Below are 15,197 nucleotides of genomic sequence, written 5' to 3'. Positions count from 1 at the left end.
CTCCTTGGTGCGTCAGGCAGGGATGGGTCGGTCGTCGATCAGTGCGGTCAGGTCGGGCGAGAGGGTGCGCCCGGCGGCGCGGCGTTCGGTGGCCAGGTTCTCCGCCTGGACCTTCAGATCGGCATCGCGGCGGTCCTCGACAGCGGCCAGGGCCACCAGGGGGATCTCCATGAAGAGGCACTTGAGCACGCCGCCGCGCCACTCCACCGACGGCAGGTGGCGCCCCGCGAACTCACCCATCGCCGCTGCCACCAGGCGCGGGTCGTTGGTGCGCAGAGCGTCGTTGACGAGTTCGATGCCGGTGGCCACAAGGGACTCGGGGGCGTTGATCGCGGCGAGCCCCCGCATCACCCCGCGGCGTTCGGCATCGTCGCCGTGCCGATAGAGGTTGGTCAGGATCTGTGCCGCGGTGGCCGGGTCTGCGGTGTCAACGACTGTGGTCACCAGACCGGCGCGGGCCACGTCGTCGACGGAACCGCGCAGTGCCTGCGGGTCGATGTCGGGGTGGAGGGGAGCCCGGCCGACCTTGCGGCCGACTGCGGGGAAGTGTCGTTCGATGCGCTGTGGATCCTCCGCGATCTCCGCGGTGACCTGGTCGAGCCAGTCGTTGCTCATGGGTTCCTCCCGGTCGGGTTGGCGGCGGCAGTCACGTGCTCCCAGGCCGCGTCGAGCGCAGCCATCGAACTCGCCGCCAGGCGTGGGGCGTCGTGGGAATGGCGAGGGAGCTCGATCGCGATCAGACCGTGATAATCGACCTCCACCAGCGTCGCGAGGGCGGCCACGAGGTCGAGGTCCCCGGTGCCGAGCTCCAGATGTTCGTGGATGCCGGGCAGCATGTCGTCGACTTGGACGTTGCGCAGCAGCGGGCCCGCCTGCCGCAGGGCGCCCACGACACCGTCGGGCTCGACCGCGACGCAGTGCCCCAGGTCGACCGTGACGCCGAGCATCTCCGGGTCGCCGAGGCGGGCCCGGAGCGCGAGCGCATCGGCCACGGTCTCGACGACCATGCCCGGCTCTGGTTCGAAGGACAGGAGCACGCCTGCCGCCGCCGCGGTGTCCACCAGGCCGGCCATCCGTCGGGTGAGCCGCTGCCACGCCACCTCCTCGGCGGTGCCGGCGGGAAGCGTGCCGGACCACAGCGAGACGCAGTCCGCGCCCGTGCGGGCCGCGATCTCGATCGCGCGCTCGAGGAACCGCAGCCGCGGTCCGGCCTCCTCGTCGACGAGGGTCGGGCGGTGTTTGACGAACGGATCGAGCAGGAAACGGGTGCCCGTCTCGATGATCAGCGGCCAGTCGCCGATGAGTTCTCGCACTGCGTCGGCCCGCCGCTCCCAATCCGGCGCGAACGGGTGGAGATGCTGAAAACCGAGGGTGAGCGCGAGACCCGCGTACCCCTCCGCCCGCAACACCCGCACCGCGTCCGGCAGGTCGTGGTCGGCGAACCCGTTGGTGCCGTACCCCACCGAGAACGGTGCCTCCGACACGCCCGGACCGGTCACGTCGTGTCCCCCCGCAGACGCCGGATGACCTGTTTCTGCGCCGGCTCGAGGGCGGCCACCGCGAGCGCTGGGACCACGTTGCCGGTCCGGGCGATCAGGGCGGCTTGCAGGGGGATCAGCGCGCCCAGGTTGGAGCGCACGGCGTCGCGGATCCGGGCCCCGGTGGGTTCGGCGACGGCACGGTTGAGCGGGGGGATGGTTTTGGTGAGATAGCGGTACGCCGACACCGCGGCCCCGGCCCGGCCGAGGACGTTCAGCACCGGCCGGTCGGACCAACGGCCGGTCACCGGCGTGACCGCGGCGACGGCACCAACGGCGATCCGGACGCCGGCGGGGAGCGTGGGGTCGCTGCCATGGACCTCGGCCTTGGACAGCTCGGTGACCGCCACCGTGTGCGCCCCGACCGTGAGCGCGGGGGCCACCGCTGCACGCAACGAGCCGGCGCCGAGCAGGACGTTGAGGCTGCGGCAGGCCGCCATCACCCACGCCCCCGCCGGCGTGTCCTTCGCGACGGTGTCGTAGGCCGCGACGGTCGCGGCCAGGACGGCAGCCCGGCCGAAGCCCCGTGGGCCGTTCAGCAAGCCGGCGACGAGGACACCAGCGCCGATCAGGCCGGTGCTGATCCGAAAGGCTTCGCCGGCGGTGAGGCGTCCCGAAGGAATCGGTCGTTCGGGCCGCTCCTCGGCGTCGATCTCGCGGTCCGCCCAGTCGTTCAAGCCCATGCCACCGGCATAGATGAGCACCGAGGTGAGGGGCAACATCAGCTGGCGGCCATTGACCGGGCCACCGGAGAACGCCCCCACGAGCGGATCCCCGATCGCGCTGAACGCCGCAGGCGCGCGGAGCAGCTCCGCGACCACCCTGGCCTTCTCCGCGCCGCTGGCCGGAGCGGTCCGGTCGGTCATCGGGCCATCTCCCGTGCGGTCGTGGCGCGCTCGCGCGCCCAGGCATAGAGCGCTTGCGCCTGCAGCGCATAGTCGTGCACGTCAGAACCCCAGGGATCCTTGAAGAAGAAGCCGAGCGCACCGACCGGTCCGCGCACGCCCGTGCGGTCGGCCAGGTCCAGCAGGCGCACGAGATCGATGACCAGCGGAGCGGCGAGCATCGAGTCGTGGGCGGTCCACGTCGTTTGGAGCGTGATGCGCGAGCCGAGGAAGCCCTCCGCGTGGATGTGGTCCCATGCGATCTTGATGTCGCCGAGATCGGGCACGTTGTCGATGTGCAGCGGGGTGACGACGTGGTCGCCGACGAGGGAGCGCAGCCCGCGGTTCTTGCTCGTCAGCTTGCTGCTGACCGCGTGAGGATCGGCGAGCGTGGCACCGTCACCGCCGCCCAGGACATTGGTGCCGGCCCAGGACAGGACCCGGAAGCCCCGTCGGGTCAGCGTGGGCGCGAGCGCGGTCCGCAGCAGGGTCTGGCCGGTCTTGCCGTCCTGACCGGCATAGGGGATTCGGTCCGCCGCCAGATCCTGGAGCACCGGCAGGCCCAGCGCGGCCGATGGTGTGAAGCAGGCGAACGGGGCACCGGCACGGATCGCGGCCAGCGCTGGGGATCGCCGAGGGCCTCGGTGAGCAGGCCTGCGTCATGGAACTCGGGTCGGTCCTCGGGGTGCGGTTCGGTCGAGGACACGTCGACCACGATCACGCGGTCCAGGCCGTGCCGCGCTTGGAAATCCGTGATGTCGCCCGCGAGGCGATCGACGATGGCGGCCTGTGACTGCTGGTCGTGAGCCGTCACGCCGTGGCGGAGTTCTGCCTCGAAGCGGGTCAGGTCGTCCCCGGCAGCGGTCACTGCAGCGTGCGGGAGCATGCCGTTCGCAGCCAGTTGCTCCGCGCGGGCGACGATGGGGGTCAGGGTGATGTCGTGGCCGCCCAAGACGAGCCGGTCGGCTGCGATCAGCGGAAGATCCGCGAGTTCCAGGGTGGCGGTCACGCACCCCGTCAGGTCGGCGATGCCGTGGGCGATCGCCGCGACCCCGACCGCCGTGGTGACGCCGATCGATCCTCGTCCGCCCACGAGCCACAGGCCGACGCGGCCGGTGGTCTGTGGTGAAGCCCCTTGTGTTTCCGGCTCGGCGTGCACTGTCCTCGCCCCTCATCTCCCACTCGATCACGAACCTGCCAGAGGCGAGGGTATCCCGCGGTCGGGCCCACGGCGGTCAGGTCGGGACTCCGTGTCTTGCCGCATCCGACGGACCCGCAGGCCTATCGCGTCGGTCAGGAATCGGTCGATGACCGGCGCGGTGCGGCCGATGCGGCACAGTGTCGGGAGCGGCAGTTAGATTGACCAGCATGTGGCAGACCGAGGCGTTTCGCGCACAGGCGGCGCGGCTGGAGACCGTCGTCGGCGGCCGCACCGCGAAGCTGTTCGAGCCGCTGCGGGTGCGCACGGTCGGGGAGGCGGCGAGGCTGGTCCCCAGGCGCTATCTGCAGGGCGCCGAGGACGCGCACCTCAAGGACCTGCGCGTCGGTGACGAGGCCGCCTTCATCGCCGACGTCGTGGATTTCAAACAGCATCCCAATCGGCTGAGCGCCGTGGTCTCCGACGGGACCGCGTCGCTGTCGATGACGTTCTTCATTCCTCCGCGCGGACATCAGTGGTTCCCGGGGTTCATGGCAGCCCGGCTCCGGCCCGGGCAGCGCGGCCTGTTCGTGGGCAAGGTGGGGGAATTCCGGAACCAGCTGCAGCTCACCCACCCCGACTTCGTCACGCTGGATGCGAACGGCCGGATCATCGCCGGCTCGAAGAAGAACGTGGAGATGGCCGAGCTGGCGGGCCGCTCCGGGCTCATCGGGATCTATCCCGCGACCGCCAAACTGCGCACCTGGACGGTCGCCAGCACGATCCAGCTCGTGCTCGATCACCTGGGTCGGGAGCTGCCGGACCCCTTGCCGGAGGAGATCGTGCACGGGGTCGACGTGACGGCGCTGGCCCGGGCCGACCTCGCGATCGACCACGAGCCACCGGAGGGCACCCGACTGCCCGATCTCGCCACGGCCTTCAACTGGGTGCACCGGCCGGGAACCCGTGCTGAGGCCTGGCTCGGGCGGCAGCGGCTGCTCTTCGACGAGGCATTCGGACTGCTCGCGACGATGGCCTACCGCCGCCGGATCGCGATGGCCCAGCCCGCGACGCCACGTGCACCCAAGGCCGACGGATTGCTGAGCACCTTCGACGCCCGGCTGCCGTTCGAACTGACTGCCGGCCAGCAGCAGGTCGGGGCGGAGATCCTCGCCGACCTCGCCCGGGGCCACCCGATGCAGCGCCTGTTGCAGGGCGAGGTCGGCTCGGGGAAGACCCTCGTCGCGCTCCGCGCGATGCTGGCCGTCGTCGACTCGGGCGGCCAAGCGGCGCTCCTGGCCCCGACCGAGGTGCTCGCCCAGCAGCACCACCGCACGATCGTCGGCCAGCTCGGTGATCTGGCAGAAGGAGGGGGCCTCTTCGGCGGGGAAGGCGCGACCTCGGTCGCGCTGCTCACCGGCTCGATGTCGGCCGCGGATAAGCGACGCGTGCTCCTGCAGATCGCCTCGGGGGAGGCCGGCATCGTCGTCGGGACCCACGCCCTGCTGTCCGAGCAGGTGACGTTCGCGGACCTCGGCCTCGTCGTGGTGGACGAGCAGCACCGCTTCGGCGTCGAGCAGCGAGCCGCTCTGAACGAAAAGGCCGAGAGCAAACCGCACGTCCTGGTGATGACCGCGACCCCGATCCCCCGGACGGTCGCGATGTCCGTCTTCGGCGATCTCGAGGTTTCGACCCTGCGGGAGATCCCCGCCGGGCGCAGCGAGGTCGTCACCCGGGTCATCGCCGAGACCGTGACACCCCAATGGGTGGCTGCCACTTGGGCGCGCGTTGTCGCCGAGGTCGAGAACGGACGACAGGCGTTCATCGTCTGCCCCAAGATCACCTCCGGCGACAAGACCGGCGAGGGCGTGCAGGTGCTGGACGAGGAGACCGAGTCAATCGAGCCGCGCAACGTGACCGATCTCCATGCGGATTTGGTCGGGGGACCGCTGAACGGCCTCCGGGTCGCAGCCCTTCACGGGCAGCTGCCGCCGGAGGAGAAGGACGCGGTGATGCAGCGCTTCGCCGCCGGCGAGCTCGATGTGCTGGTGTCCACGACGGTCATCGAGGTCGGGGTCGACGTCCCGAACGCCTCGGTGATGGTGATCAGCGACGCGGACCGGTTCGGCGTCTCCCAGCTCCATCAGCTGCGCGGGCGCATCGGCCGGGGCGCGCATCCGGGTCTCTGCGTCCTGCTGACCAGGGCCGGGCGGGAGAGCCTAGCCGCGGAACGGCTGATGGCGGTCGCCGCGACCCGGGACGGTTTCGCCCTCGCGGAGGCCGATCTGGCCCAGCGACGAGAGGGCGATGTGCTGGGCGCAGCCCAAGCGGGGGCCCGATCCGGTCTGAGGTTGCTGCGCGTGCTCGAGCACACCGAACTGATCGGACAGGCTCGGGACCTGGCCGAACAGTGGGCCGATCGCGATCCGGAGCTGCGGCACCCCGGTGTGGCCGATGCGGTCCGTCAGCTCGAGGAGAACGCAGCCGGCGAGTGGCTGGAGCGCGGCTGACCGGGACGGTCAGTCCCCCAGCTCGATGCCGGGCGCGGCCTCCTCGGCGTTGAACCGGAACGATCGGCCGGAAATGTCGTCAACCACGATCCGGACATAGACGGTCTTGGGGGTGGGCACCCACGGATGCAGGGGCAGTTCCTCGGCTCGCTCGCGCTCGTCGGGGTCCTCGATCTTTTCCGCCTGCCCCCGACACACGACGCTCCACCCGCCCAGGCCCTCCCGCCAGTCGTCCACCTCGAAGGCGACCCGGTCGTTGATCGTCAGCTCAAGGAGCTTGCTGCCCCGCTCGGTCTTGAACACCACCGTGTGGTCATCGAGGACGTAGTTCACCGGATAGATATCCGGACGCCCCGCCACGCTCGTGGCCAAACGCCCAACGGGCTGGCCGGCGAGCAGGGCCCAGCTCTCGTCCTCCGACAACTGGGTGACCGGGATGATTTGGTGGGTCATGTGGGGCTGCTCCTCCTGGATCGAAATCCGTCCGGGCGAACTATCGCCGCGGTTAGGACGGATGTTACGCGGCCCCGCGCGGTCGTGCGGAGGGAATGTCCATTGCCGAGTCAGGACGGCGCAGTGGTGCGAGGCCGCAGCCGTTACGGTGACGAGGTGAGCCGCATCATCGCCGGGTCCGCCAAGGGCCACCGCATCGCAGCCCCAGCCCACTCGCTGACCCGCCCCACCACCGACCGGGTGCGTGAGGCGCTGTTCTCCGCACTGGGATCGTGGTTCTGGTCCGACAGCGCCGTCGACGAGGCGCTCGCGGGGCGTTCCTTTCTCGATCTGTACGCCGGCTCCGGCGCGATCGGACTCGAGGCCGCTAGCCGCGGCGCTGCTCCGGTCTGGCTGGTCGAAGCGGATAAGAAGACCGCCGATCTCATCCGAACGAACGCCCGGACCACCGGGCTCGACGTGACGGTGCGCACCGGCCGGGTCGCGCAGGTGCTGTCGGCCGGGCCCGACGGGACGGGATTCGATGTCGGTTGGCTCGACCCGCCCTACGACGTGTCGGACGCCGCCCTCGCGGAGGCGTTGGCGCTGCTCGCCGCCCACGGCTGGATCCTGCCGGCCGGTCTGATCGTGGTGGAACGGTCACGGCGCAGTCCGGACCCCGAGTGGCCACCGGCGGTGGAGCGTGCGTGGTCCCGGCGATACGGTGAGACGACCCTGCATTTCGCCGAGCTCGAGGAAACCTGATGAAAGCCATCTGCCCCGGATCGTTCGATCCGGTCACCTTCGGTCACCTCGACATCGTCACGCGCGCGGCCGCCATGTTCGACGAGGTGGTGGTCGCGGTGGGGCACAACATGGCGAAGAACGGCCTCTTCACCCCCGAGGAGCGGGTCGGGATGATCGCCGAGTGCACGGCGGATCTGCCCGGGGTCACCGCGACCACATTCTCCGGGCTGCTCGTCGACTTCTGCCGGGAGCAGGGCATCGGCGTGATCGCGAAGGGGCTGCGGTTCGGGGCCGACTTCGACTACGAGCTCCAGATGGCGCAGATGAACGGTCATCTGACTGGCGTCGACACGATCTTCCTCCCGACCGCGCCGCAGTGGTCCTTCGTCTCGTCCAGCCTCGTCCGGGAGGTGGCCACCCTGTCCGGCGACGTCGGTGCGCTCGTGCCTGCGTCGGTCGCGGCCCGCGTCCAGGCCAAGCTGGCCGAACGCACCGGTTGAGCCGCGGGCACGACTCAGCCGTCCGCGCACTTCGTGCGTACCCGCTCACACTTCACAACTGGAGGCCATCGATGACAGACCAGCCGATCACCGAGGCGGGCCGGGGACTCGACCAGCTCCGCGACATGATCACGCAGGCCAAGAGCGTCCCCATGTCCGCATCCTGTGTGCTGAACCGCGCCGACCTGCTGGATCTGGTCGACCGCATCCGGGCGGCGCTGCCGGAGGAACTGGGCCGCGCCCAAGGCCTGCTCGCCAACAGCGACGCCGAGGCCGAGGCCATCATCTCCGCGGCGCGCGCCAAGGCGACCCGCATGGCGGAGGACCACGAGATCGTGCGCGAGGCGCAGGAGATCGCCGGTGAGCTGCGGCGCAACACCGAACGGGAATGCGCCGACCTGCGGCGCGAGACCGACCTCTTCATCGATTCCCGCATGGCGTCGTTCGAGTCAGAACTGCACCGGACGACCAGCCAGGTGGCGACCGCCCGCCAGCGGCTCGCCGAGCGGTCGGCGCTCGACGACGATCCCTTGGGCCTGAGGAACGACGACAACCCCTGACCGTTCCTCGTTTTGCCTCGGTCCGACGGGGACTGTAAGGTGGGGCGTCGGTTATGACGACGCGATGCCGTCATGCGCTGGGAAGGCAGTGATGAGTCCATCAGTTCGTCCGCTTGATCCGAGGCACAGCCCTCTGGTCATCGACACCCATGATCTGGGACGTCAGGCGGGAGCGCTGCGGGAACTCCACACCACCGTCCCCGCGCCGGAGGGCATCGGGAGCGAAATAATCGGCGTACCACCGGCGTCGCCCATCGCACTCGATCTTCGGCTCGAGTCCGTGGTGGAGGGCGTCTTGGTCACGGGCACGGCGACGGTCAGCGTCGCGGGGGAGTGCGGGCGCTGCCTGGAACCGATCGAGTTTCCACTCGAGATCGATGTCCAGGAGCTCTATCTCTATCCCGGCGTCGAACCGGACGATGTCGAGGCCAGCAGGATCGAGGGCGAACTAATCGATCTCGAGCCGCTGGTCCGTGACGAGGTGGTGCTTGAGCTGCCGTTCATGCCGTTGTGCCGGGAGGACTGCGCGGGGTTGTGCCAGACGTGTGGCCAGAACCTCAACGCAGAGCCCGACCACAACCATGGCGATCAGATCGATCCCCGCTGGGGTGATCTGGCCGCTTGGCGTGGCGACCAGGAAAACTGAAACCCACCACAGCGCACCGACCGTCCGGCACCGAGCCGGCTGCCGGACGGTGCCCGTTCGACTAGGAGAAAATCGTGGCCGTTCCGAAGCGGAAGATGTCCCGCAGCAACACCCGGCACCGCCGTGCGCAGTGGAAGACCTCGGCGCCGACTCTGGTGACCTGCGTCAACCCGACCTGCCGTGAGAAGCACCTGCCGCACACCGCCTGCCCGGCCTGTGGGCAGTATGGTCCGCGTGCCGCCCGCCGTCAGGTCATCGAGTCCTGACACACTCGGGCGATCAGCTCCACCCGGCCGAGGACACCATCCCCGCCGTGGGCGTGGAGTTGTTGTGCGCAGAGCTGGGGATCCCCCTGGATCCCCAGCTTTTGGAGCTTGCACGCACGCACCGTTCGTTCGCCTATGAGAACGGCGGGCTGCCCACCAACGAGCGCTTGGAGTTCCTCGGGGACTCGGTGCTCGGTGTGGTGGTCACCGAACACCTTTATGTGACCCACCCCGATCTCAGTGAGGGCGAGCTCGCCAAGCTGCGTGCGGCGGTGGTCAACGCCCGGGCGCTCGCCGACGTCGCACGCGGGCTGGAGGTCGGTGCCCTGGTGCGACTGGGGCGGGGTGAGATCGCCACCGGTGGGCACGACAAGTCCTCGATCCTCGCGGACTGCATGGAGGCCCTCATCGGGGCATGCTTCCTCAGCCATGGCATTGACGGTGCCCGGATCTTCGTGCACCACCTGTTCGACCCGTTGATGGAGAAGGCCGCCAGCCTCGGCGCCGGCTTGGACTGGAAGACTTCGCTGCAGGAGCTGGCTGCCGCCCTCGGGTTCGGTGCCCCCCGCTATGAGGTCCTGGAGTCCGGGCCCGACCACGACAAGCGATTCGAGGCTTGGGCGGTCGTGGGTGGCGTGCGCCGCGGGCCCGGTCGCGGCCGCAACAAGAAGACCGCGGAGCAGGAGGCCGCCGGCATCGCCTTCGGGGAGTTGCAGAACGCCACCGCGACCGCGCCGACCCCGGTCGGTGACGTCCGAACGGCTGACGACGGTGCCGGAACTCCCTGAGGTCGAAGTCGTCCGCAGCGGGCTGATCGATCACCTCGTGGGCCGCACGATCGTCATGGTCGAGGTTCTCCACCCGAGGCCCGTCCGCCGGCACATCGCCGGCCCCGAAGACTTCGCCGCCACACTGGTCGGGCGCACCTTCACCGAACCCCGGCGCCGCGGCAAATATCTGTGGCTGCCATTTGCCGACGGCGATGCCCTGCTCGTCCATCTCGGCATGAGCGGGCAGTTCCGCACCGCTGAGCCGGGCCTGCCCGATGCGCGCAACACGCGGGTCCGCTTCACCTTCGACGACGGTGGTCACGAGGTCCGCTTCGTCGACCAGCGCATGTTCGGCGGATTGGCACTATCGGTGGGTGGGGCCGAGCTGCCTCCGGAGATCGCCCACATCGCGCTGGATCCGTTCGATCCTGCGTACGACGTGGAGAAGGTGGCCAAGCGGATCCGGTCCAAACGATCCGGGATCAAACGGCTGCTGCTCGACCAGACGGTCGTCTCCGGCATCGGCAACATCTATGCCGATGAGGCGTTGTGGCAGGCGCGGCTGCACTATGACAAACCCGGTGAGTCGCTGAGCAGGGCGGCCGCCGTCGGCGTGCTGACTGCGGCCCGCGAGGTCATGCAGGACGCGCTCACGGTCGGCGGAACCTCCTTCGATGCGCTCTATGTCAACGTGAACGGCGAGTCGGGATATTTCGACCGCTCACTCAACGCCTATGGTCAGGAAGGCATGCCCTGTCCGCGTTGTGGCACGCCCATCCGCCGGGAGGCCTTCATGAACCGCTCGTCCTATCGCTGTCCGCGCTGCCAGCGTGCGCCACGCAGGCACAGTGCTGCTGGAATTCGAAGCGCGGGCATAGTCTGAACAGATCGTGAATAAATTCGGCAACTACGTTTTCGTCCGCCATCGCCACAACTGGATCCAGTTGTTCAAGTTCGGGATGGTGGGCGGTTCGGGCGTCCTCGTCAACCTCCTGGTGACGGTGGTCGCGAACAAACTGTTCCCGCATTATCAGGGCGTCGCGGTCGATCTGCCGTTCACCGATTTCAATATTCGGTGGTATCACGTCATCACCTCCGTCGCGTTCCTTGTCGCGAACATCTGGAACTTCCAGCTGAACCGCACCTGGACGTTCAAGTCCGGCAAACATGCGGGCTGGTTCAAGGAGTTCTTCCCGTTCCTGGCGACCGGCCTCGTCGCCTATGCGGTCGGGCAGACGCTGATCACCCTCATGCTGAAGCCCGGCTCGCCGCTGGAGCTCCGGGGCTGGTTCGGTTTCCTGGATGACTCCACCGGCTTCCGGACCGCGCTCTATTGGGCCAACCTCATCCAGATCATCATCACGATGCCGATCAACTTCGTCGTGAACAAGCTCTGGACCTTCCGGGCAGTGCGGACCAAACGCCTGAAACCCGATGCCGAATTGCCGATGGTGGCGTCGGCCGTTGCTCCGGAGGTCGTCGATGAGTCCGGCCGTCCGCGGCCCGAGGACGACACCATCCGGCTCCACCGGCGACGCCGCCGCCCGCCAGAGGCCGACAAGGACTGATCCGTGCACCTGAAGTCCCTGACGCTGCGCGGCTTCAAATCTTTCGCCTCTGCGACGACGCTCAACTTCGAACCGGGCATCACGTGCGTCGTGGGCCCCAACGGCTCCGGAAAGTCCAACGTCGTCGACGCTCTTGCCTGGGTGATGGGTGCGCAGGCCGCCAAGTCCTTGCGCGGCGGCAAGATGGAGGACGTCATCTTCGCCGGCACCACCGGTCGTGCGGCCCTGGGCCGCGCGGAGGTCTCGCTGACGATCGACAACACCGACGGGGCGCTGCCGATCGATTACACCGAGGTCACCATTTCGCGGACGATGTTCCGCAACGGAGGTTCGGAGTACGCGATCAACGGCCGTCACTGCCGGCTGCTCGACGTTCAGGAGTTGCTCAGTGATTCGGGTATTGGTCGCGAGATGCACGTCATCGTCGGCCAGGGCCAGTTGGACTCGATCCTCCAAGCGACACCGGAGGGTCGACGCGGGTTCATCGAGGAAGCGGCCGGCGTACTCAAACACCGCAAACGCAAGGAAAAGGCTCTCCGGAAGCTCGAGTCGACCGAAGCCAACCTCAACCGACTGAATGACCTCATCGGCGAGATCCGCCGTCAGCTCAAGCCGTTGGGCAGGCAGGCGGACGTGGCGCGGCGGGCGGCGGTTATTCAGGCGGAGGTACGCGACGCGCGCGCCAGGCTGCTCGCCGATGATCTCGTCCAGGCACAGCTCGCGCTGGCATCCGACCTCAAGGACGACACGGCCCTGCGGCTGCGCCGCGACGAGGTCGAGCGCGCGCTGACCGCCGCGCAGGCCGCTGAGGCGGGGGCCGAGGAAGCCGCGCGGGACGCTCAGCCCGCGGTCACCGCGGCTCAGGAGACGTGGTACGCCCTCGCCGGTCTCGCCGAACGGGTCACCACCACGATCCAAGTCGCCACCGAACGGTTGCGCAGTGCATCCGCCGATCCCGGAGAGGTGCGTCAGGGCCGCGATCCCGACCAGCTCGACGCGGATGCCGCCAAGGTGGCGGAGGAGGAGCGAGGGCTGCAGGTCGAAACCGAACGCCGCGCAGCCGAGTTGGCGGAGGCCGGACAGGCGCGTTCTGCGGCGGAGGAGGCCCACGCCGCAGAGGAGAAACGGATCAACGTCCAACTGCGTGCGATCGCCGACCGACGGGAGGGCCTCGCGCGACTCCAGGGACAGGTCGCCTCGGCCCGCACCCGGGCGGAGTCCGTCGTCGCAGAACTGGGCCGCCTCGCGGACGCCCGGGACGCTGCCCTCGAGCGCGCCGACCGCGCCCGGCGAGAGTTCACCGCTCAGGAGACCAAGGTGGCCGGCCTCGACGCGGGTGAGGGAGACCTGGACGCACACCACGAAGCCGCCGAGAGCCAACTCGCCCGGGTTGAGGACGAACTGGCCCGGCTGCGACAGGAGGAGCAGGCGGCGAACGCAGACCGCGCTGCGGCCACCGCCCGGTTGGAGGCTCTGCGGCTCGGTCTCGAACGCAAGGACGCCTCCGCGGCACTCCTGGCGGCGACGGACCGGATGAGCGGCCTGCTGGGGTCGGTTGCAGCGCTCGTGCATGTCGAGCAGGGCTTCGAGACAGCGGTCGCGGCCGCGCTGGGTTCCGCTGCCGACGCGGTCGCCGTCACCGACGTCGACGCCGCTGTCGCCGCGTTCGACCTGCTGCACGCGGAGGACCTGGGCCGCGCCGGGCTGGTGCTGCGGGGATCTGTCGGCGACGATGAGGCCTGGCCCGCGCTGCCGCCCTGGGCGCGCTATGCGATGGACGCCGTCACCTGCGACGAGCACCTGCGGGCACCGCTCGCGAGGGTGCTGCGCAAGGTCGCTGTCGTCGATGACATTCCCATGGCCCGTCGGCTCATCGGTGAGCTCCCGGAAGTCACCGCGGTCACGCGTGGCGGTGACCTGCTGTCGGTGTGGTTCGCCACCGGGGGGTCGTCCGGCGCCCAGTCGTTGATCGAGGTGCAGGCGGCGGTCGATGACGCCGAGCAGCAACTTGTCGCGGCCAACCACGCCGTCGAACGCCTGCGGTTCACCATCGGGGAACGCGAGCGTCGCCACGCGGACGCGCGGGCCGAGGTGGAGCGCACCCTGGCCCGTCTCCACGAATCCGATGCCGTGATGGCTGCCCTCGCCGAGGAACTCGGGCACCTGCAGTCGAACGCCACACAGGCGGCGGGCGAGGCCGATCGGCTCACTATCGCGATGGCGAAGGCCGAGGAGTCGAGAGACAGCGCGACGGCCCAACTGGCGGATCTCCAGGCACGGCTCACCGCAGCGTCCACGGAGGAGATCGACGAGGACGTCGACCCCCGCGAGCGTGACCGGCTCGGTGACGTGGCGCGGGCCGCACGACAGACGGAATTGGATTCCCGCTTGGCGTTGCGCACGTCCGAGGAACGCGTCCGCGCCCTCGCCGGACGCGCCGATTCCCTGCGGCGTGCTGCCCACCACGAACGGCAGGCCCGCGCCCGAGCCGAGGAACGCCGCCGACGGCTCGCGATCGAGGCCGCCGCTGCACGCGCGGTGAAAGAGGGCGCCGAACGCCTCGCGGCCCACGTGGCCGAGTCACGGACCGCAGCGGCCGACGAACGGGAGCGCGCCGAAGCCGCCCGGCACGCGGCGGACCAGACGGTGCGGAGCGCACGCAGCCGCACCCGGGAACTGAATGACGAGCTGCAGAAGCTCGTCGACACCGTCCATCGGGATGAGCTCGCACGAGCCCAGCAGCAGATGAAGGTCGATGCCTTGGCCGAGCGGGCGCTCACCGAGCTCGGTCTCGATCCCGAAACGCTCACCACCGAGTTCGGCCCAGAGGTCCTCATCCCCGTGCTGACCAAGCGCGACGGGACCGCTCTCACCGAGGACGACGAACGTCCGGACCCGGTCCCGTTCGTCCGCGCCGACCAGGAGAAGCGCCTCATCAAGGCAGAGCGCGGCCTCAAACAGCTCGGCCGGATCAATCCGCTTGCGCTCGAGGAGTTCGACGCGATGCAGGAGCGCCACCAGTTCCTGTCCGAGCAGCTCGAGGACATCCGGCGCACCCGCAAGGACCTCATGGACATCATCGCTGAAGTCGACAACCGCGTGCAGCAGGTGTTCGCGGAGGCGTACGCGGATGTGGAGGTCGCCTTCGAACACGTCTTCGCGCGACTGTTCCCCGGCGGTGAGGGGCGACTCGTGTTGACCGAGCCGGGGGAATGGCTCACCACCGGCGTCGACGTCGAGGCGCGGCCGCCCGGCAAGAAGGTGAAGCGCTTGTCGCTGCTCTCGGGCGGAGAACGCTCGCTGGTCGCCGTCGCCTTCCTCGTGGCGCTGTTCATCGCCCGGCCGAGCCCCTTCTATATCCTCGACGAGGTGGAGGCCGCCCTGGACGACGTCAACCTGGGCCGTCTGCTCGAGATCTATGAGCAACTGCGGGAGAACTCGCAGCTGCTCGTGATCACTCATCAGAAGCGCACGATGGAGATCGCCGATGCGCTGTACGGCGTGACGATGCGCGGTGACGGCGTGTCCACGGTCATCTCGCAGCGGTTGCGCGCCTGACGCGGACCGCGTCACGCGGAACGGCACGAACGGCGCGGGAGGGGAGCCCCGCTCCCTAGGATGTCGCCTGCCCCACCCGG

At 69.3% G+C, this 15,197-nt stretch carries 15 protein-coding genes and 1 pseudogene; 10 read left to right on the top strand and 6 right to left on the bottom strand.

What is annotated here, in order from left to right:
• Positions 1-12 precede the first annotated feature (12 nt).
• The 5 genes and pseudogenes from ACQ260_RS16255 to ACQ260_RS16235 form a co-directional block, all read right to left on the bottom strand.
• Positions 13-615: an EboA domain-containing protein gene (locus tag ACQ260_RS16255; protein WP_432560510.1), complete on the bottom strand. Its 603-nt coding sequence runs from the start codon at positions 613-615 to the stop codon at positions 13-15.
• Positions 612-1,499 carry a sugar phosphate isomerase/epimerase family protein gene (locus tag ACQ260_RS16250; protein WP_432560509.1) on the bottom strand — a complete coding sequence of 296 codons (888 nt, stop codon included), beginning with the start codon at positions 1,497-1,499 and terminating at the stop codon, positions 612-614. Before ACQ260_RS16250 ends, ACQ260_RS16255 begins: the two co-directional genes overlap by 4 nt.
• The gene (locus ACQ260_RS16245) at positions 1,496-2,404 is read right to left on the bottom strand and encodes an SCO3242 family prenyltransferase (RefSeq protein WP_432560508.1); all 909 of its coding nucleotides are present in this window, start codon (positions 2,402-2,404) and stop codon (positions 1,496-1,498) included. Before ACQ260_RS16245 ends, ACQ260_RS16250 begins: the two co-directional genes overlap by 4 nt.
• A complete protein-coding gene (locus ACQ260_RS16240) occupies positions 2,401-3,033 on the bottom strand; it encodes an inositol-3-phosphate synthase (protein WP_432560576.1) in 633 nt (210 codons plus the stop codon). Before ACQ260_RS16240 ends, ACQ260_RS16245 begins: the two co-directional genes overlap by 4 nt.
• A gap of 104 nt (positions 3,034-3,137) precedes the next feature.
• Positions 3,138-3,515 (bottom strand): annotated as a pseudogene (locus ACQ260_RS16235) (inositol-3-phosphate synthase); the annotation flags it as partial.
• Between the two features lie 275 nt (positions 3,516-3,790).
• On the opposite strand from ACQ260_RS16235, the gene ACQ260_RS16230 reads away from it, so the two are divergent.
• Positions 3,791-6,070, top strand: a complete 2,280-nt coding sequence (locus tag ACQ260_RS16230; protein WP_432560507.1) for an ATP-dependent DNA helicase RecG — start codon at positions 3,791-3,793, stop codon at positions 6,068-6,070.
• Between the two features lie 9 nt (positions 6,071-6,079).
• On the opposite strand, the gene ACQ260_RS16225 is transcribed toward ACQ260_RS16230, so the two are convergent.
• Positions 6,080-6,523, bottom strand: coding sequence for a pyridoxamine 5'-phosphate oxidase family protein (locus ACQ260_RS16225; RefSeq protein ID WP_432560506.1), 444 nt, complete (start codon positions 6,521-6,523; stop codon positions 6,080-6,082).
• Positions 6,524-6,679: 156 nt separating this feature from the next.
• Here ACQ260_RS16225 and rsmD point away from each other — a divergent pair, with 156 nt between their 5' ends.
• The 9 genes from rsmD to smc all read left to right on the top strand — a co-directional run bounded on the left by rsmD (position 6,680) and on the right by smc (position 15,117).
• Complete coding sequence (gene rsmD / locus ACQ260_RS16220; RefSeq protein WP_432560505.1) at positions 6,680-7,267, top strand: 16S rRNA (guanine(966)-N(2))-methyltransferase RsmD; 588 nt, start codon at positions 6,680-6,682, stop codon at positions 7,265-7,267.
• Positions 7,264-7,749, top strand: a complete 486-nt coding sequence (gene coaD, locus ACQ260_RS16215) for a pantetheine-phosphate adenylyltransferase (RefSeq protein ID WP_432560575.1) — start codon at positions 7,264-7,266, stop codon at positions 7,747-7,749. The genes rsmD and coaD overlap by 4 nt, the downstream gene beginning before the upstream one ends.
• 71 nt (positions 7,750-7,820) lie before the next feature.
• The gene (locus tag ACQ260_RS16210) at positions 7,821-8,309 is read left to right on the top strand and encodes a hypothetical protein (protein ID WP_432560504.1); all 489 of its coding nucleotides are present in this window, start codon (positions 7,821-7,823) and stop codon (positions 8,307-8,309) included.
• 91 nt (positions 8,310-8,400) lie between these two features.
• Positions 8,401-8,955, top strand: a complete 555-nt coding sequence (locus ACQ260_RS16205; RefSeq protein WP_432560503.1) for a YceD family protein — start codon at positions 8,401-8,403, stop codon at positions 8,953-8,955.
• A 74-nt stretch (positions 8,956-9,029) separates the two neighbouring features.
• Positions 9,030-9,221, top strand: a complete 192-nt coding sequence (gene rpmF / locus ACQ260_RS16200; protein ID WP_432560502.1) for a 50S ribosomal protein L32 — start codon at positions 9,030-9,032, stop codon at positions 9,219-9,221.
• Between the two features lie 47 nt (positions 9,222-9,268).
• Complete coding sequence (rnc, locus tag ACQ260_RS16195) at positions 9,269-10,009, top strand: ribonuclease III (RefSeq protein ID WP_432560501.1); 741 nt, start codon at positions 9,269-9,271, stop codon at positions 10,007-10,009.
• Positions 9,993-10,874 carry a bifunctional DNA-formamidopyrimidine glycosylase/DNA-(apurinic or apyrimidinic site) lyase gene (gene mutM, locus ACQ260_RS16190; protein WP_432560500.1) on the top strand — a complete coding sequence of 294 codons (882 nt, stop codon included), beginning with the start codon at positions 9,993-9,995 and terminating at the stop codon, positions 10,872-10,874. The genes rnc and mutM overlap by 17 nt, the downstream gene beginning before the upstream one ends.
• A gap of 7 nt (positions 10,875-10,881) precedes the next feature.
• Complete coding sequence (locus tag ACQ260_RS16185) at positions 10,882-11,559, top strand: GtrA family protein (protein ID WP_432560499.1); 678 nt, start codon at positions 10,882-10,884, stop codon at positions 11,557-11,559.
• Positions 11,560-11,562: 3 nt separating this feature from the next.
• A complete protein-coding gene (gene smc, locus ACQ260_RS16180; RefSeq protein WP_432560498.1) occupies positions 11,563-15,117 on the top strand; it encodes a chromosome segregation protein SMC in 3,555 nt (1,184 codons plus the stop codon).
• Positions 15,118-15,197 lie beyond the last annotated feature (80 nt).

The organism is Ammonicoccus luteus (assembly GCF_050880385.1).
Taxonomy (GTDB): domain Bacteria; phylum Actinomycetota; class Actinomycetes; order Propionibacteriales; family Propionibacteriaceae; genus Enemella.
This window is presented reverse-complemented; position numbering and strand designations above follow the sequence as displayed.